Raw genomic sequence first — 18834 nt, forward strand, 5'->3', positions numbered from 1 at the left:
CAACTCCCGCATCCAGGCGATCAAGGTCTCTGCCCGCGGCTACCGCAACCGTGAACACTTCAAGACCGCCATCTACTTCCACCTCGGCGGATTACAGCTCTACCCGACGGCGCCATGACCCACGAACTTCCCGGAAGAGCCGAAAAATTCCGTCATCAGGGAAAATGGCTTTGGTCTCCAGGTATAAGGACCTTCGTCTGTGCGCGGTGAGCCCCTCTCTGGGGATGATGGCGACGAGACAATTCGATCGGAAGGTTCGTCGCGATGTTCACTATCGAATCGCGCATCCACGTTGACAGGATCTCTGGTCAGGAGATTTATGACTTTCTTCTCGACTGCACGGATGAGAGGTACCAAGCGTGGTGGCCGGGAACTCACCTTCGTCTGCACTCGGTGGCCCGCGGTGAGGATCATGTCGGTGATGTCATGCTCATGGACGAGTACGTCGGCCGGCGGCGCGTTCGCAATACCATCGTGGTCGTGGAGGCAGTACGAGGGCATCGGATTGTGTGGCAGTTTGGCAGGCGATTTCGGCTGCCAGTGCGTCTGACGTTGGAGCTGACAGACCAGGATGGCGGTGTCGATCTACGCCATGTGATCAGCGTTGGATATCGAGGAATCGGCCGTGTATTCGACCCACTCCTCCGGCTGTACTTCGACCGTGAGTTCGCCGCTGCGATGGATGAGCACGTGCGAACGGAGTTTCCCCTCATGCGGGATCGCATCCCTAGGGCCGAGGCGACGTCCAATCAGCGCATCCATGAACCTGCCCCAGCGAAGACCGTCTGCGCGGCGAGGCTGGCCGGGCCCCAGGTGACTCCCGAGAAGCGAGAGTGACGCCGTCATGAGGAGATCGGGAATCTCGGTGGGGCTTCAGATCGGGACGCAGCCGCCACTTAACGCCACACGCGCCTTTGTCCTCGCCGCGCGGGCGATGCGGCTGGACTCGGTGATGCTCATCGACCACTTCCAGAACGTCTTTCCCAACGTCATCTGGGACAGGGAGCTGACCTGGCTCGCCGCGCAACGCCCCAGCCCGCACGAGATCTTCGACTACCAGGTTCTGCTGGGCTACCTCGCGTCGCGGGTGGGGCGGATGCGCCTCGGGGTCGGCGTGACCGAGCCGATCCGGCGCCATCCCGTCTTGATCGCACAGGCGATGATGACACTGTCGCATCTCACCAAGCGCGCGCCCATCCTCGGTATCGGGGCCGGCGAGCGGATGAATATCGACCCGTACGGTCTGGACTTCTCCGAGCCGGTCACCCGGCTGGAGGAGGCCCTGCAGATCATCCGCCTGTGTCTGTCGGCGCGAGGGCCGATTACCTTCTCCGGCAAGCACTACCAGCTCGACCAGGCAACGATGGATCTCAAAGCCCCGAACGGCAGGGTGCCCGAGATCTGGATCGCCGGACACGGTCCGCGCATGCTCGCATTGACCGGACGCTACGGCGACGGGTGGTACCCCACCACGGTCGTCTCGCCGCAGGAGTATGCCGCCAAGCTGGCGACGGTACGGGCCGCGGCCGCCGAGGCGGGGCGAAACCCGGCCTCGATCATGCCGGCACTCCATCGCTTCATGGTGGTCGGCGCCTCCGAGCAGGAGGCACGGGCCATGCTCGAGACCAAGGCCATCCGATTGCTGGGACTCGGGGCTCCCGCCGATGTATGGCGGCAGGCCGGGGCCGTGCACCCTCTTGGGGAGCACTTCAATGCGCTCGTCGACTTCGTGCCGGACCGCCACGACCGCCGGACGATCGAGGAGGCCATCGCCGCGGTGCCGGATGCCGTGATGACCGAGGGGCCCCTGCTGTGGGGCACTCCGGAACAGGTGGTGGCCAAGCTCCGCGCCTTCGGCGACGCCGGCCTGCGCCACGTGGTCCTCGCCCCCGTCTCAGGTCTGGTCTCCCGTCGTGCGGCCCTCTACGGGCTATGGGCCACCGGGCGAATCGCCCGGTCACTCTCGCGGATGGCGCACCGCCACTAAGGCATGGGACGTGACACACTGCCGAACTGCCTGACCACCTATCGCCGCCCTGTCCAGCAAACGCCCACTGCCCCAACCAGCCCTGCCAAGTCAAGCGGGCTCGACCCGCCACAGTCAGACAGAATCACGGCCGCACCATCGCTCAAGGTTCAGTGTCGGCACCACGAATACGGCGGAATCGAATACGGCGGGTTACCGGTACTTCGCCGGCAGCCTTCGGTCGATCCCCAACGGTAACCGCTCCCCTGCACAGCAACTCGCACCTACCGAACACTCACCGTTACCAGTTAACTGCTGCTGCGAGTTAGGATGTGTTACAATACAATTCGGCCCACGTGTCTTAACTGGGCAGTCGCGCCTCGAACTCGATGGGAAAGTGTTGTCGGGCCGGATAACTCAGTGATCGGCTGCCACGGCGTCGGGCCGGTGCGGCGGGGATTCGACATCTTGGCAGTGACGACGCGCAATGCCTCCGACAGTTCGACGCGGACCAGGTGCGCGCCGACGCAGTAATGCATGCCGCATGTTCCGGATTCGCGGAACCCTGATCTGTTCAGTTCAAGCGGTACCGCTTCAGGCTGACCATTATTCGCCAAGCCGACCGAACCATGCGCGGTGGTCGCCGCCGGCACAGCCATTGACGGCTTCCCGACGGCGACACCCCGCGACGTGCGTCTAGACGATGCCGCCAAGGGACGGCGACTGGTTGAAGAAGTTGTGTGCTTCTTTGCCGATCGCCAGGCCCAGCGGCACGCCTCCGACATTCTGCGCAGCACTGCGGGGAATGCCATCGAATCGCCAATGCACGCCCAAGTAGACCCGGCTCACCGAGTTCTCCCAGATCGGCTCGGCGAAATTGTTGAACGTCGTTGGTCTGCGCGGGCGAACCGACCCGTCGCTGTCGACCGAGATCCCGTTGAGTTCGTCGGACACGAAGGTAAAGGCCTCCTTCGCAATCGGGGCAGACATCCCCGATTCGACGGCCAGGACGTCGGCCAGCTCGATCGGAGCCAGCGACGTCTTCAGGCCTAGCCGCAGCGCCTGCATCAGCGCCGCCCCGAACGTCGCGTGGCCGGACGGATAGGCTGGGAAGGGTGGAGTTAGCGTGCCGCGTGGAGCGTTGGTTTGCGGCATGCCCAGCGGCGCCCAGAACTGATCGCCGTCGGGGGCCGCCTGGTTGCGAATGGCAACCACTGGGCGCCACAGGTCGTATACGTATTTCCAGTGCCACGCGTCGATGCCGGCGTCGGCCATCGCCACGTTGATCACAGCGAACAGTTCGGCCATGCGCGGCACTGACAGCGCCGGGGTGTGCTTCTGTGCGATCACCCGCGCGACCTGGTTGTACAGCCGCGGCGGGACGCCGAGGTTGTTAGCGCCGTCGTAGCCCCAGTAGACGCCGATCCGCTCCTGCTCGGCATTACGAGACCGCCGCGCGACCGAGCCGTGGTCGCGCACCTCGGCGAAGTCCGCACGATAGTCGGTGTCTTGGAGATAGTCGTTCACGTGGGTACTGCCGGGAAAGGGATCGAGCATTTGGTGGGGTGCGCCGGTGAACCGCGTGACATCGCCCCACACTGGCCCCAGCCGCGACTGACCGGGTGCATACGGATCGGCTCGGTGCTGGCCGTATTGCGGCTTGTCGACCTGCGGGCCCGAGACCATGACGTCCGACCCGTCACCGGCCCGAATGTCCAGGACCGCTTTGCCGACCTTCTCGCCGGCGTTGAAAGCCGCGGCATTCACCTGCCCGACGGCATCGTCGAAGAACAGTTCATAGGACGGGTAGAGCTCCTTGAGCGTCCTCACCGCCGCCCCGGCGATAATGTCGTCGAGCGGGCCGTTCAGCGCGGGCAGGCCATGGGCCACTCCTTTCTTGTTGAGGTATGCGGCCTGGGGTTGGTTTCGGAAGGCGACCGCGTCATGAATCGCGAGATGCACAACCGCCATCGCCCGGGAGGTCCGGATCGGGCCGGGTTGCTGACCGTTTACATAACCCCGGGTGAAGTCGCGGCGCGAGGCTTCCAGCAGGATCGAGTTCCAGAAGAGAACGCTATTCACGGTGAATCTCCCTTGTTGGTCGGAACGTTCGTTCTGTTCCGGAACGTAATTCACAGCGACTGGGCTGCCATGAGTAGTGCACTACTCGACTTCGGACGACATGGCACTCACCTGTGGCCGCACATGTCAGCCGACCTGGATGACCAGCGTCTCGAGGGGCTCGGCATCACCTCGCACCTCATCAACACGAAGCGTTGCCAGAATTATCTATCGAGGTCGTCAGTCGACGAATACTCGAGGCAACAATTTCCGTCCGACCTGCCGCCTTACCAGTCGATTGGATTGCATCAAGCGAGAGTGCTCGCACTGGCCCGAGCTCGGGCGTCGCAGGAGGTGAAAGTCGCCGCAGTTTGACGTATGTTTCGGTCGCTTAATGATTAATTCGGCTGCCAGATGACGACCGTGTCCCTTCCGCCCCTAACTCCACGCCCGACGGGCGCAGCGGATAAACGTCACAGTGACGAATTAGCCTGCGCCGGAATGTTTTCAGTGTCTTGGCCGCCTAGGGGTCTCGGCCGGAACCGTGCCAGCCGCCTATTTGGCCTTGCCCTTGGCGTCCTCTAAACGCAGTCGATCGAGGCAGCCAACCGCCACTTCTCGTCCTCCGGTGCAGGGGTCGCAGGGGCATTTCTTATCGAGTTCACGGCTAACGCTGACGCCCACACTCAGGTAAACCGCGCAAGATCAGAGGAGAGAAGGACCGAAAGTTCACCGAGAGGGCCTCTTGATGATGATGATGACGACGCACGCGGACGATACGACTGTCATCTCGCTTGAATCACACCGAGCCTCGCGCTCGGCTCGTCGGCGATCGCTGGAACTCCGTGACGCGATGCGCAGGCATCCGTCCTTTCAGTCTGCGCCCACGCGCGAGCACTCCGCGAGCGACACAGCCGTAGTGCTGACCATTCCTAGACGCTGAGACGAGCCTGGCTTTGCCCAACCTACCGTTAGCGAGATAGTCCCGAATCGTCCGCGCGGTTTGCCCCACTTTGTAGGCTTTCCCCCATGCCGTTCAATGACGGTGACATCTTCGCCGGTTACGTCATACAGCGGCTGCTCGGCGCTGGTGGCATGGGAGAGGTCTACCTCGCCAAGCATCCGCGCCTGCCCCGCCTGGATGCGCTGAAGATCCTGTCCATGGACGCCACGCGCGACGAGGAGTTCCGGGCCAGATTCACCCGGGAGGCCGAGCTGGCCGCCACGTTGTGGCATCCGCACATCGTCGGTGTGCACGACCGCGGCGAGTTCGACGGCCGGCTGTGGATCTCCATGGACTACGTTGACGGCACCGATGCCCGTGACATGCTCGAGAAGCGCTACCCGGCGGGGATGCCGCACCAGGATGTGGTAGAGATCGTGACGGCGGTCGCCGAAGCCCTCGACTTCGCCCACGAGCGACGACTTCTGCATCGCGACGTCAAGCCGGCCAACATCCTGGTGACCACCCCGTCGGACGGCGCGCGCAGGCGGGTGCTGCTCACAGACTTCGGCATCGCCAGGGAGACCGACGACATGGACGGTCTCACCGAGGCGAACATGGCGATCGGCACCGTCGCCTATGCAGCGCCCGAGCAGCTCACCAGCAAGTCACTCGATGGCAAGGCCGATCAGTACGCCTTGGCCGCTACCGCGTTCTATCTGTTGACCGGTGCCCCACCGTTCGACCACTCGAATCGTGCCGTCGTGGTCGGCAACCACCTCAACACGCCGCCACCCCGGCTTTCCGATCGCCGGGCCGAACTCGCCCACCTCGACGCCGTGATGGCGAAGGCCCTGGCCAAAGACCCTCACGACCGGTACCCGCGGTGCCTCGACTTCGCCCAGGCACTCGCCAGGCAACCGGATGCAACGGCCACTCCCCCGCACACACCGGATCGCGAAGCGCGGTCTGCTCCGTCTGATCCTGGCGTGCACACCGCGCCCTTCGACGCTGCCGCCGATCGCGGTCCAAGTACGCCGTCGCACACCAAGCGCCTGGACCTGATGACGTTGCTCGGCACCGCACGTGCGGTGCAGAAGCGACCGACTGGACCCGGCAATGACGAAGAGGTCTGGTCATTCAGCGTGGAGCGGTACGAGGCGACGGGGGAAGCGCACACCGTCGTTCCGGTGGAACTGCGTGGCAACTCCATCACGGGCCAACTCTCCGACGGAGACGTGGTCGAGGTCAGTGGCTTCTGGGATGACCGCACCCTGTTCGCCGACTCGGTCATCAATCGGTCCGCCGGCACTCGCGGTCGACGTCGGCCGACCTCGTTCGAGGTAAAACCGGGCCATGCCCCCGTGTCGAAGTCCCGCAAGGCCCGCAACGTCGCCGTGGGCACAGCCATTGCGGTGATCGCGGCGTTGGCCATCTTCCTCACCAACGGGTTCGGGCTGTGGTCGGACGGCGGGCCAGGACCGATCGTGAAGCCAGAGCGGGCATCGGTGTTCTCCCCCGGCGGCACGCCCGACCATTCGGGACAGGCAGGTCTGGCCATCGACGGCGACCCGAACACGTCATGGCCCACCGACACCTACCGGGACGCCGCACCGTTCCCCACGTTCAAGGAGGGCGTCGGCCTGATTCTGCAGTTGTCCGAGCCCACCGCGCTGAGTGCGGTCACCATCGATGTGCCCAGCACCGGAACCGAGGTGCAGATCCGTGCGGCCGACAGCGCGACACCGGCCAGCCTGTCCGACACCACCGAGTTGACCCCGAGCGTGCCACTGCGGCCGGGAGAAAACACCATCACGGTCGATGACCAGACGCAAACATCCAACGTGCTGGTATGGATCAGCAAGTTGGGCAAGACCGACGGTCAGAGCCGCACGGACATCTCCGACATCACGCTGCGGGCCGCGAACTGAGCTGCGCAGCTCACCGCTCACCTCAGTTGACGTTCTACTACGCGGAAGTTCCTACAGTCCTTGATGTTTCGGCCTGCCGCGTCAACACGGCCAGGGCGGCCGCGACGATCAGCAGCGCAGGTACGTCACCGAGCAGATGGCCGCGCTCATCCGAGTCGATGATCGCCTGAACCGCCATGATGGCGGCATGCACGATGCTCGACACCACGGTGAACCAGATCAGACTGCCGTTGGCAAGCGGGTCACGAACGGCAAGCAGCAGGAACACACCAAGCGTGGCGTAGACACCGATGATCATGACCAGATAGTGCGATGACCCGTGGCCCCAAGCCCAACCCGAGGGCCAAAGAACGGTCAGCGGGTAGATCCCGATCACGAAGATCAATCCGACGACAACGAGTGCAATCCGGAGCGCACCCAGTTGGCCCCGGCTAGTGGTGTTGTCACCCGGCATCTCGGAGCACCCCCTTGTGGTTGCGCGGCTCATCCAGGGACACGATCTTACTGCTGCTGACACCGCTGCCGGGTGGATTCGTCGGGCGCCGAGCCATCCTCGCCACACCCAGTCGGAAGCTAAGCGGCCACTTGGTATCGGGGAACGATCATCACGGGTACCGGAGCGTTGCGGAGGATCTTCGACGCCGCCGAACCGAGGAAGACGTGGGCCGCCGGGCCGGCAGCCCCTGAGCCGAGAACGAGCAAGTCGCCGGGCTCCCGGGCGACGGCTTCCACTGCCTCTCGCCAGTCGTGGCCACTGCCGACCACGACGTCCACGTCAGGAACTGGATCCGAGCGCGAACGGCGTCGAGTTGCCGACCGATATCGTCGAAAGTCCTTTGCGACCAACGCTGGACTACGAGGTCCTCGGCAGAGCGCTCGATCAATCCGGCGAACATGCGGACCGGCCGTACGGTGAATGACACGATTCGCAAGGGCACCGACCAACTCTTGGCGAGCTCGGCGGACGCGGCGATGAGCCCATTGACGTCGGCTTCGCCCCCGTACGCAGCGGTGTGGACGAGCCTCTCGGTGACGCTGCCAAGGCCGACCCTACCCAGCAGTCCCGACGACGACGATCCGATGACGACGAGGTTCGCCTGGTGAATGGCGGCCAGTTCGATCAAACCGGTTGGGATGGAGGTCGATCGTGGCCGGCGGTGAAGTGCACACTCGTGCATTCCGAATGCGCTGCGGGGCAATCATTTCGGATCCCCCGACTACCCGCCCGTGCACTAGAGTTTCGTTACTGTGACGAATTATGGGTTCTCCGCTGGGTCAGGCCTACGACGGGAAATAGATCACCTGGTTACTGAGGACCGAGTTCGGGTCGCTGATGTGGTTGGCCGCCGCGACGACCGCCACATCGGTCGCGAGATCCCCGTCGCCGTACTGTTCGCGACACAGCGATTCCAGCGTGTCGCCAGCAACGTGCGCCCGTCGATTCAGCCTGGGCACGATCAGTACCTGACCGTCGGTGACATCGCCTCCCGAGGGAATGTCGTTGGCCAGCCGGATCAACTCCGTCAGGTTGATGTCCCCGTACCAACGATCTGCCAGAGCGTCGAGCGTCTCGGGCGTTACCACGGTGTGGTGTCCCACGTTCGCCAAATCAGGCATGAGCAGCCAAGCGCCGGAATGTATTTCGCGCTGCGCCACCCCATTCACGATCTCCCAGATCAGCTGCACATGGGTGTCTTCGGTGCCGTAGTAGTGCAGCGTGAGCTTCTTTCGGGCGTCAGTGGAATCGGCCGTCGTGAAGTGATGCCGAACGGTGACGTACGGGATCAGAAGTTCCTGACCGACGCTGATCACATCGGGATTGGCCAGCTGGTTCTGGCGCGCGATCACCGGATACAAGGTGGCATCGCCGTATTCACGTAGGGCGATCGCTGACAGAGTGTCGCCTACTTGTGCTTCGTACGTCTTCATCGGGGTTCTCCTCATCAGTGTTGAGTGACGCACCACGCGCTTCTCGGTAGTTACGAACGTATGGCGGCATGGCACCCGGACTCACGCGTAGCCGTCTACCTGAATTCGGCTGTGCCGTTGACGCGCATCGGAAACCCAAGGTTGTGGGTCAGGTATCCCGCGCAATTTCTACATCGTTGAGGGTGAACGCATCGCCGCCGCGGACCAGTCCACGACGTAAGCGGTAGGCGCCGATCGTGCGGCGCCGTGGCAGGATCTTTTACCATAGCGGCAGCACTGCCACTGTCAATCGTGCGGGCATCGGCGGATATTCGGTAAGCATGGCGAACATGTTGACCCTCTTACTGCTGCTGACGATCGTCTTGGCACCCGTCGGACTGCTTGCAGCGCTTGCCGTCCGGTGCGCGTCGCATTCCTTGACCGAGCCGGAATGTCGCTACCATCCGGCTCAGTACCGGTACCGGGGCCAACCGATTCTTTGACGGTCAGTCGTCCTTGGCCCAGCTCGCGGTGAAGGAAATCGTCACGTCATCGGCGACCTTGAGCGAGCCCATGAAGAGTGAGTACGGCTTGACGCCGAACTCGGACTGGCGGACGACGGATTCACAGGACACCCGCCACGAGTCGCCGAGGTCCTCGGTGTGCAGATCGACCGTCCGCGGCCGGGTCGTACCGTGAATGTCGAGCGACCCGGTGAGGCGGTAGCCGTCGTCGGTCTTCTCGATGCCGTCCGACTGAAAGACGATCGTGGGATGGCGCTCCGCGTCGAGCGCTCCCAGCGCGTTCGACCGCGCCAGTGCCTTCTCCGGCCCCGACAGCGACTTCACCCCGCCGTCGCCCCGCAGCACCTCGAGGGAGGACACCTCGACCGTCAGTTCCATTGCGGTCGGCCCGTTTCCGGCCCAGGACACGGTGGCCTCCCACGCGTTCATGGCGATCGTCAGGTTGTGCCCCAGCCGCGCCGCACGACCCGCCACGCCCGTGTGCAGAAGCAACTGACCGACGGAGGCGTCCAGTGTCCAGGACGTGGAACTCATGCGCTGACTGTATCCCGCTGACCCACGCGCACCCTGGTGCCCGCCGTGCCGCCGACGATGGCGGTGATGTCACCGAGCGATCCGATGACGGCTTCGTTGCCGGTATTGCGTGCGAAACCGCACGCAGCCTGAACCTTTGGACCCATCGACCCGGCAGGAAGGTCCAACCCGGCGATCTCGTCGGGCGTGATTCGACCCAGCCGGGTCTGTTCGGGCGTGCCCCAGCCGGTGTAGACGCCGTCGACGTCGGTGGCGATGACGAGCAGGTCGGCGTCGAGTTGCTCGGCCAGCAGAGCCGAGGCGAGATCCTTGTCGATGACGGCCTCGACGCCGTGCAGCTTGCCGTGCTCGTCGTACATCGTCGGGATCCCGCCTCCGCCGGCACAGATCACGATCGTGCCCTGCTCGAGCAGGCTGCGAATCGGCCCGATCTCGAAGATCCGCTGCGGTTTCGGGCTGGCCACGACGCGGCGGAACTTGTCGCCGTCGGGGGCGATGGACCAGCCGCTGGCGGCCGCGAGGCTCTCCGCGGTCTGCCGGTCATAGACCGGGCCGATCGGCTTGGTGGGATGGCCGAACGCCGGGTCTTCGCGGTCCACCTCGATCATGGTCAACAGCGTGGCGAGCGGCTGCTCGCTCGGAAGCAGATTGCCGAGCTCCTGCTCGATGACGTAGCCGATCATCGCCTCGGTCTGAGCACCGAGCACGTCGAGTGGGTATGGCGCCACGTCGTGGTAGGCCGCGGCCTGCAGTGCCAACAGCCCCACCTGCGGCCCGTTTCCGTGTGCGACGACGATCTCGTTGCCTGGGGTCACCGCGGCGATGCACTCCGCCGCAACGCGAATGTTGGCCCGCTGGTTGTCCGCGGTCATCGGCTGCCCGCGCTGCAGTAGCGCATTGCCACCCAGGGCGATCACGATCCGCATCGTGGGCCGGACCGCTCAGCTGAGCGCGGCCACGAGGACCGCCTTGATGGTGTGCATCCGGTTCTCCGCCTGGTCGAACGCGATGTTCGCCGGGCTCTCGAAGACGTCGTCGGTGACCTCGACGCCGTTGGCGAGATTCGGGTACTTCGCGGCGATCTCGGCGCCGACCTTGGTCTCAGAGTTGTGGAACGCGGGCAGGCAGTGCATGAACTTCACCCGCGGGTTTCCGGCCGCAGCCATGAGCTCCTTGTTGACCTGAAAGGGCAGCAGCTCATCGATGCGCTCCCCCCAGGTTTCCAGCGGCTCCCCCATCGACACCCAGATGTCGGTGTAGATGAAGTCGACACCGGCAACCGCCTCGCCCGGGTCGTCGGTGATGGTTATCCGAGCCCCGGACGCATCCGCGAACTCCCGGCACATCGCCACGTGCTCGTCGCTCGGCCAGAGCGCTCGGGGCGCACAGATCCGCACGTCCATGCCGAGCTTGGCGCCCACCAGCAGTAGCGAATTGGCCACGTTGTTGCGGCCGTCGCCCACGAACGCATAGGCGATGTCGTGCAGCGGCTTCGGGCAGTGCTCGGTCATGGTGAGGACGTCGGCCAGCATCTGCGTCGGATGGAACTCGTCGGTCAATCCGTTGAAGACCGGCACCCCGGCGTATTCCGCCAGCTCCTCGACGATCTCCTGACCGGCACCGCGGTACTCGATCGCGTCGTACATCCGGCCCAGGACGCGAGCGGTGTCCTTCATCGACTCCTTGTGCCCGATCTGCGACGACGTCGGATCGATGTAGGTCACGTGAGCACCCTCGTCGTGCGCCGCCACCTCGAAGGCGCAACGAGTCCGAGTCGAGGTCTTCTCGAAGATGAGGGCGATGTTCTTGCCCGCAAGACTGTTTCTACTGAGGCCGGAGTACTTCGCCCGCTTCAGGTCCCGGGATAGGTCGAGCAGATAGTGCAGGTCGCGGTCGGTGTGATGGACCAGGCTGAGCAGGCTGCGGTTGCGGTTGTTGAACGCCATGACCGGTTCGTCCTTCCGAGGAACGGATTAGGTGTAGAGCGGATCGCGCAGGATCGGGCAGGTCATGCACCGGCCGCCACCGCGGCCCCGGCCCAGCTCGCTGGCGTCGATGGTGACGACCTCCACGCCCGCCTTGCGCAGGGCCGTGTTGGTCAGCGTATTGCGGTCGTACCCGATGACCACGCCCGGCTCGAGCGCGACCACGTTGTTGCCGTCGTCCCACTGTTCCCGTTGGATGCCGTACACGTCGCCGGCGGTGGTGATGACCCGGAAGTCCACGCCGACCGCTTCTCCGATGGTGGCGACCAGACCCTTCGGCTCCCGCCGGACGTCCAGGCCGGACGGTGAGCTGTCGTCGGGCCGAAGGCTGATCGGCACGATTCCGTCGACGACGGGAGGGAACGCCGTCACCAGGTCACGGTCGCAGAAGGTGAACACCGTGTCGAGGTGCATCGCCGAGCGGGTCTTCGGCAGGCTGGCGATGATCACCCGTTCGGCAGCCCCGGCGGCGAACAGGTTGCGCGCCACCTGGGTGATCGCCTGATGCGAGGACCGCTCGCCCATGCCGATCACGACGAGCCCCTTGCCGATCGGCATCACGTCGCCGCCCTCGAGGCTGGCCATGCCGTGGTCGGTGGGCAGCCCGTCGGCGTCGCCCAGCCACACGTGGTACTTCTCGTCGGCGAAGGCGGGGTGAAACCGGTACACCGCGGTGGTGAGCAGCGTCTCCTGACGCCGTGCCGGCCAGTACATCGGGTTCAGCGTCACGCCGCCGAAGATCCAGGCGGAGTTGTCGCGCATGAACTGCGTGTTGGGCAGCGGCCGGATGACGAAGCCCGCGGGGTCCAATTCGTTGAACAACGACAGGAACCTGCTGTCCACCTCGTCGATCACGTCCTGGTAGGCGACGCCACCAATGAGGAACTCCGCCAGCCGATCCGGAGCCAGCTCGGTCAGCCAGGCCCGGATCTCGTGGGTGAGCCCCGGCCCGACCAGATCGTCGGTGACCTTGCGGTCCAGCACCCATTCGCGGGCGTCGGGCGCGGCCACCACGTCGGCGAGCAGGTCCTGGAGTTCGAGGACCTCGACGCCGCGGTCGACCATCTTGGCGACGAAGTCGAAGTGGTCGCGGCGGGCCTGCTGAAGCCAGATGACGTCGTCGAACAGCAGTTCGTGGCAGTTGTCGGGGGTGAGCCGCTGATGGGCCAGGCCCGGCGCGCACACCATGACCCGCCGCAGGTGGCCCGCCTCGGACCAGACGCCGAGCCTGGATTCGGTCGCGTTCACAGGACGGAGAGGTTGCCGGTGGCCATCAGCAGGACTGCCGCCGCGGAGGTCAACGTGACCACGGCGAGCACCCCCCATTCCGGTTTCGTGAAGATGGGCAGGTGGTTCTCCCGACGGGCCCACACGTAGAGCGCCGTACCGACGAGGTAGAAGACCGCCGCCACCAGGAGGTACTGCCACCCGCCTGCGTAGACCAGCCACACCGCGTACACCAGACCGATCACGCCGACGACGAGGTCGCGGGTGCGGCCGTGGCCGGATTCGTATGTCTCGCCGCGCACCGCCAGCATCACCTGGTAGGCCGCCGACCACAGGTACGGCAGCAGGATCAACGAGGTCGCCAACAGCACCAGGTTCAGGTACGTGCTCTCGTTGGCCAGGGTCCACAGCAGCATCACCTGCACGCAGATGTTGGTGAGCCACAACGCATTCGCGGGTGCGCCACGCGCGTTCTCCCGTGCCAGCGCCTTCGGCATCACGTGTTCGAGGGCCGGCAGGCGCAGGATCTCGACGCACAGCAGAACCCAGGCGATCAAGGCGCCGAGCAGCGAGACGACCAAGCCGATGGAGATGAAGGCCGCTCCCCAACTGCCCACCTCGTTCTCCAGCACACCGGCCATCGACGGGTCGGCAACGCCTGCCAGTTCCGCCTGGGCCATCAGGCCGTACGACAGCAGGTTGACCAGCAGCAGCAGCGCCAGCACACCGGCGAAGCCGAGCACGGTGGCCCTGCCGACGTCCTTGCGCTTGGCGGCCCGCTGCGAGTACACCGACGCGCCCTCGATGCCGATGAACACCCACACCGTGACCAGCATCATGTTCTTGACCTGGGACATCGTGTCGCCGAGCGGAACTCCTTCGATCTGCGTGGTCTGGCCCCAGAAGTCGGCGGTGAACAGCCCGGCCTTGAATCCGACGGCGGCGATCGCGATGAAGGTCAAGATCGGCACCACCTTGGCGACGGTGACCACCACGTTGACGAAGGCCGCTGTTCGCACGCCGCGCAGCGTCATGGCGTGCACGACCCACAGCACCACCGATGCGCCGATGATCGCTGGTACGGTGGCTCCCCCCTCGAACGCGCCGAAGAAATAACCCAATGTCGAGAACAGCAACACCAGGTACGCCACGTTGCCGACCCAGGCCGAGAGCCAGTAGCCGAAGGCCGAGGTGAAGCCGATGTAGTTGCCGAAACCTGCCCGGGCGTAGCCGTACACGCCACCGTCGACGTCCGGTTTGCGGGTGGCCAGGGTCTGAAAGACGAAGGCCAGCATGAGCATGCCGACACCCGTGATCACCCAGCCGATGAGGAGCGGTCCGGGTGCGGCGCTGCCTGCCATCTGGGAGGGCAGGGCGAAGATTCCGCTGCCGATCATGGACCCGACGACGAGCGCCGTCAGAGCAGCCATGCTGAGGCCGGCCTTCGCACCGGCGCTGCGTGGCGCCTCGGGAGGCTTTGAAACGACGGTGTCTGACATGACCCTCTCCCCGTTCAGGTGGATGCAAGGCCATTGACGTGACCCGCATGACTGATGTTAGGAGAGCGGTCCTCTGCGCCGAGGGGGCTTAAGTCCCCGATCGGGAGCCGTAAGTCCCCACGCCGCGTCGGGTCGGTCCCGCCGCGATGCGCCAGCCGATCGTCGGCCGATAGCAGAAAGGCCGCCACCGACGCGATCTCGTCCGCGCGCCCGAAGCGCCGGAGCTTGTGCTCGTGACGCAGCCCCTCACCGAGTCGAGCATGGGCGTCTCGATGAACCCGGGGTTGATCACGTTGACCCGGATCCCGCTCGGCCCGTAGTCGATGGCGGTGTTCTTGGTCAGCAGCACGACACCAACCTTGGAGGCGTTGTAGGCGCTGCCGCGTGCCATGCTCGGGGGCCGGCCGTGCGGATGAACGTCACTATGACGGATTAATCTGCGCCGCTGAGCCATTGGTTTCACAGGCCCCGCAATGGCACGTCCGCGTGGTAGCCCGCGTTGACACGAGAGAAGGCGGGATGCCGATTCGGCGCCCCGCCTCCTCACCCCCGCGCTACCTACAAGATGGCAAAGTTGGATCCTGAAATTTGGACGGATTGCAGGCCTGCGGCGCCATGTTGCCGTTACTGAGCACGACCGCCGCGCCCGCCGAAGCGATACCGCCCTGAACCTCGCCGATCTTGGCGATGCGAACCTCGCTGGGTCCCGCCATCGCCGTGCTCCTGTCTGACGTCCGGATGATCGGCGCTCCTGGCGGAAGCTTGCTGTCGTCCGCATGGACAGTCGGCGCCAGGCAGAGCGCCACGGCGGCTAGGCCGCCGAGAAACACGGACTTCAATACAGGCGCAGGCATCGACCATCCCGCGCCGAGGCCAAGAGCGAAGCCGCCCACAGCGGGCAACTTCCTCCTTGTGCCGGCGAGGGCGGCGGGCAGCGTGGTGCCGCGGCGTGAACTGCTGTAGCTGACCTGAAGCGCCATGAGAAGCCTCCTGAACGAGTCATGCAAAAGTGGACAGTTCGATCGTTGCGGCGCGCTAGATCGACGAGGTAGGTAGCGCATTACGCGATTTCGACCACTACCGACCCCTCCGACTACTTCCATCGATTGGTCGGGGGTGTCGCGTACCTGGGCTCGGGGCGGTATTCATCCGAACCACTGCTCGGATTCGATCTGCTCCAACGACTGCGCCGTACCTGAGGCGCGTGACTCGCTTAGCACCCATCGACTGCTCACCGCGCCGGTTCGCCGTTGTCATGCGCAACAACGACCTGCGCTCTTACCCTGTCGGTGTGCTGTTGACATGGCCGTTGACGGGTCGTGCCCGGGAGATGCAACTCGTCGATGCCGCACTATCCGACGCGGATGCGTCCGGGATAGTGATTTGCGGTGCGGCGGGTGTAGGAAAGAGCCGCCTTGCACGCGAGGCGTTGTCGGCTGCCGCGGCGCGGGGATGCGTAACCCATTGGATTGTTGGGACCTCCTCCGCGCGAACACTTCCGCTGGCTGCATTCACCGCGTGGGCGCAGTCGGGAGTCGCCGATACCGTTCAGTTGATCCGTGGGGTGATCGAGTCGCTGACTGAGGGCCCTCCCGGCACAACGGTTGTCGTCGGTGTCGATGACGCTCACCTGCTCGACGACCTGTCGACATTCGTCGTGCATCAACTCGTGCAGCGGGGCTCCGCGAAAGTCGTACTAACGGTGCGCGACGGTGAACCCATTCCCGTTGGCACGCAAGAGCTGTGGAAGGCCGGCGAGTTCGACCGACTCGATCTGCAGCCACTGCCGCCCAATGAGACCACCATGCTGTTGTCGGCCAGCTTGGGCGGATCGGTGGATTCGCGCGCGGCCCGCAACCTTTGGGAGCTTACTCGCGGCAACGTCCTCTATTTGCGACACATCGTCGAGCAGGAGGTCGCCGACGGCCGGCTCGAAACGCGGCAAGACTGCTGGCAGTGGACCGGCGACCCGATCATGCCGTGCGGCCTCATCAATCTCATCGAATCCCATATCGGTTCCCTGCCCACCGCAATCGGTGCCGTGATCGACGCGCTCGCCATCGGAGAGCCAATCGAACTGTCAGCGCTTCGGCGAATCACCGACGCCAACGCCGTGGAAGAAGCAGACGCCCGTGGCCTGATCACCCTCAACCATCTCAATACCGGCATTGAAGTGGTTACGGCGCATCCGATCTATGGTGAGGTGCGCCGAAAGTGCGCGGCGCCCACCAGGCTGATGCGGCTACGCGGACTGGTCGCCACCGAACTGGCCGCCGCCGATGACCACGATGACATCCGAGTGGTGGTCCGTCGCGCTACGTTGAGCCTCGATTCCGACCTAACTCCCGATGCCGCGTTACTCATCAAGGCCGCCCAGGGTGCCATCTGGCTGGCGGATCTCCCGCTGGCCGACCGGCTCGCGGAAGCGGCGGTGCTCGCTGGCGCCGGACCGGAAGCCCAGTTCTTGCGGGCGCACGCATTGTCGTGGCTCAGTCGGGGCCAGGAAGCCGAAGAGGTGCTCGCCGATGTTCCGGTCAGTCTGTTGACCGACGAGGACCGCGCGAGATTCACGTATCTGCGGGCGAGCAACATGCTCTGGGCGCTGGGAGACTCCGCGCGAGCAAAGGAGATCATCGACGGCGCGTCGGAGATATCGGCGGGGCAGGCCCGCGACTGTGTCGATGCCCTCCGTGCCATCTATTGGTTCGCGATGGACCGGCCGGACGCGGCGACGCTGCCGTCGAAGAGCCTTGCACTGGACGACCTGCCCGCCATCGTCGGCACCGAGACAGCCTGGGCGCTAGCTGCCGTATCCGCCGATGCGGGGCGCACCACCGAAGCCGTGGCCATCGCAAGTGCGGGATACGCCGTCGCAAGTCGCTGTTTCGACGCTCCACACATGAGGTTCAACATCGCTGACGCGCATATCAGCGCACTACTGCTGGCAGGACTGATTGGCGAGGCCCTTGACGTGGCCGAGCGCGTACGCGAGCAGGCCGCCGATCTTCCGGGGGCAGCTCAGTTACTCGGCGCTGCCGTGTCGGGGCGAGCCGCGCTTGGCGCCGGGCGTCTGGACACCGCATGTCTGCTACTGGACGACGCTGCGGCGGCGTTGTGTGCCTCCGGCCATGCGATCGGCTGGGGGTACCGCTACCACGTTCCACGCACGATGGCGCTGGCGATGCGCGGTTCGACCGACGAGGCCGCCGCTGCGCTTGCCGCGATCGACACGCTGCAACGTCCCTTCCGAGCGCTGGACTATGAGCGGAGCCTTTCCCGGGCATGGGTGGCCGCCGGCCAGGGCGCGGCCACCGAGGCGATCGCCATTTTGTTGTCGGCCGCCGAAAAGGCCTCGGCCAGCATGCAGTTCGCGGCCGAAGTGCTCTGCCTGCAAACGGCCACACAGTTCGGATTTCGTTCCAGCGCGGTTCGTCTAGCTGAACTCGAAGCAATCGTCGAGGGGCCCAGAGTCAGCATTGCGGCCCGCTTCTCCGCTGCCATGCGTGACGGCGACGCGAATGAATTAGCCTTGGTATCAAAGAATTTCGAGACAATGGGAGACCTGGTGGCGGCAGTCGATGCGGCCGCACACGCCGCGATGGCGTATCGCCATCAGGATCTGCGTGGATCGGCGCTGACGTGCGCCACTCGAGCAGAAGCGCTGGCCGGACGATGCGGCGGTGCCGATACTCCCGCGCTTCGTCAGGCCCGCGAGCCGTTGCCGCTGACCGATCGGGAACGCGAGATCGTGTCGCTGCTAGGCAAGGGCCTGACCAGCCGCGAGATAGCCGCACGATTGAACCTCTCGGTTCGTACGGTCGAAGGCCACGTCTACCACGCAATGACCAAGACCAGTGCGGCCAGCCGAGAGGAACTGGCAGCGCTGCTGCCCGAACGCAGGCCAGGAGTGCCGCGAGTAGACGTGTGGGCATCGCTTACCGCTCCCCCAGCCCCGTGAGATCGGTGACACCCTTGCCCAAACCTGCTGGTCGCGTCCCCCTCGGTTGACAACCGCTATCACCCTGGGTGCCGTCTGACGCCCGTTCGAAAGACTCAGCGTCTCAATCGGATTCATGACCTCAGCATGAAAGCCCGCCCTCGTTGCCGTGCAATTTAGGGCTCTTCCGGGAAGTTCGTGGGTCATGGCGCCGTCGGGTAGAGCTGTAATCCGCCGAGGTGGAAGTAGATGGCGGTCTTGAAGTGTTCACGGTTGCGGTAGCCGCGGGCAGAGACCTTGATGGCCTGGATGCGGGAGT

At 64.9% G+C, this 18834-nt stretch carries 13 protein-coding genes and 2 pseudogenes; 4 read left to right on the plus strand and 11 right to left on the minus strand.

The features are described 5' to 3' along the window. Positions 1-264: 264 nt before the first annotated feature. Complete coding sequence (locus VET27_RS25110; protein WP_526522558.1) at positions 265-837, plus strand: SRPBCC family protein; 573 nt, start codon at positions 265-267, stop codon at positions 835-837. A 28-nt stretch (positions 838-865) separates the two neighbouring features. Beyond that, entirely contained in the window at positions 866-1987 is a 1122-nt protein-coding gene (locus VET27_RS25115; RefSeq protein ID WP_526522560.1) for an LLM class flavin-dependent oxidoreductase, read from the plus strand. Between the two features lie 675 nt (positions 1988-2662). Here VET27_RS25115 and VET27_RS25120 read toward each other — a convergent pair. After that, a complete protein-coding gene (locus VET27_RS25120) occupies positions 2663-4102 on the minus strand; it encodes a vanadium-dependent haloperoxidase (RefSeq protein WP_526522562.1) in 1440 nt (479 codons plus the stop codon). Between the two features lie 954 nt (positions 4103-5056). Here VET27_RS25120 and VET27_RS25125 point away from each other — a divergent pair. Continuing rightward, positions 5057-6901, plus strand: coding sequence for a serine/threonine-protein kinase (locus VET27_RS25125; RefSeq protein ID WP_526522563.1), 1845 nt, complete (start codon positions 5057-5059; stop codon positions 6899-6901). A gap of 37 nt (positions 6902-6938) precedes the next feature. Here the strand turns inward: VET27_RS25125 and VET27_RS25130 are convergent, their stop codons facing one another. The 10 genes and pseudogenes from VET27_RS25130 to VET27_RS25175 all read right to left on the minus strand — a co-directional run bounded on the left by VET27_RS25130 (position 6939) and on the right by VET27_RS25175 (position 15558). Then, positions 6939-7355: a DUF6632 domain-containing protein gene (locus VET27_RS25130; RefSeq protein ID WP_526522565.1), complete on the minus strand. Its 417-nt coding sequence runs from the start codon at positions 7353-7355 to the stop codon at positions 6939-6941. Positions 7356-7474: 119 nt separating this feature from the next. Beyond that, positions 7475-8049 (minus strand): annotated as a pseudogene (locus VET27_RS25135) (universal stress protein); the annotation flags it as partial. Positions 8050-8182: 133 nt separating this feature from the next. Next, positions 8183-8830, minus strand: coding sequence for a LysM peptidoglycan-binding domain-containing protein (locus VET27_RS25140; RefSeq protein WP_526522567.1), 648 nt, complete (start codon positions 8828-8830; stop codon positions 8183-8185). Positions 8831-9315: 485 nt separating this feature from the next. Continuing rightward, positions 9316-9867 carry a YceI family protein gene (locus VET27_RS25145; RefSeq protein ID WP_526522569.1) on the minus strand — a complete coding sequence of 184 codons (552 nt, stop codon included), beginning with the start codon at positions 9865-9867 and terminating at the stop codon, positions 9316-9318. After that, complete coding sequence (arcC, locus tag VET27_RS25150; RefSeq protein WP_526522570.1) at positions 9864-10793, minus strand: carbamate kinase; 930 nt, start codon at positions 10791-10793, stop codon at positions 9864-9866. Before arcC ends, VET27_RS25145 begins: the two co-directional genes overlap by 4 nt. 15 nt (positions 10794-10808) lie before the next feature. After that, positions 10809-11813 carry an ornithine carbamoyltransferase gene (locus VET27_RS25155; RefSeq protein WP_526522572.1) on the minus strand — a complete coding sequence of 335 codons (1005 nt, stop codon included), beginning with the start codon at positions 11811-11813 and terminating at the stop codon, positions 10809-10811. A 27-nt stretch (positions 11814-11840) separates the two neighbouring features. Beyond that, positions 11841-13100: an arginine deiminase gene (locus tag VET27_RS25160; protein ID WP_526522574.1), complete on the minus strand. Its 1260-nt coding sequence runs from the start codon at positions 13098-13100 to the stop codon at positions 11841-11843. Continuing rightward, complete coding sequence (gene arcD / locus VET27_RS25165) at positions 13097-14578, minus strand: arginine-ornithine antiporter (protein ID WP_526522576.1); 1482 nt, start codon at positions 14576-14578, stop codon at positions 13097-13099. Before arcD ends, VET27_RS25160 begins: the two co-directional genes overlap by 4 nt. A gap of 161 nt (positions 14579-14739) precedes the next feature. After that, positions 14740-14966 (minus strand): annotated as a pseudogene (locus tag VET27_RS25170) (SDR family NAD(P)-dependent oxidoreductase); the annotation flags it as partial. A 166-nt stretch (positions 14967-15132) separates the two neighbouring features. After that, positions 15133-15558, minus strand: coding sequence for a hypothetical protein (locus VET27_RS25175; RefSeq protein WP_526522578.1), 426 nt, complete (start codon positions 15556-15558; stop codon positions 15133-15135). Positions 15559-15869: 311 nt separating this feature from the next. Here VET27_RS25175 and VET27_RS25180 point away from each other — a divergent pair, with 311 nt between their 5' ends. Further along, positions 15870-18536 carry a LuxR C-terminal-related transcriptional regulator gene (locus VET27_RS25180; protein ID WP_526522580.1) on the plus strand — a complete coding sequence of 889 codons (2667 nt, stop codon included), beginning with the start codon at positions 15870-15872 and terminating at the stop codon, positions 18534-18536. The last annotated feature ends 298 nt before the right edge of the window (positions 18537-18834 follow it).

Origin of the sequence: Mycobacterium sp., assembly GCF_035633495.1 — a bacterium.
GTDB lineage: Bacteria > Actinomycetota > Actinomycetes > Mycobacteriales > Mycobacteriaceae > Mycobacterium.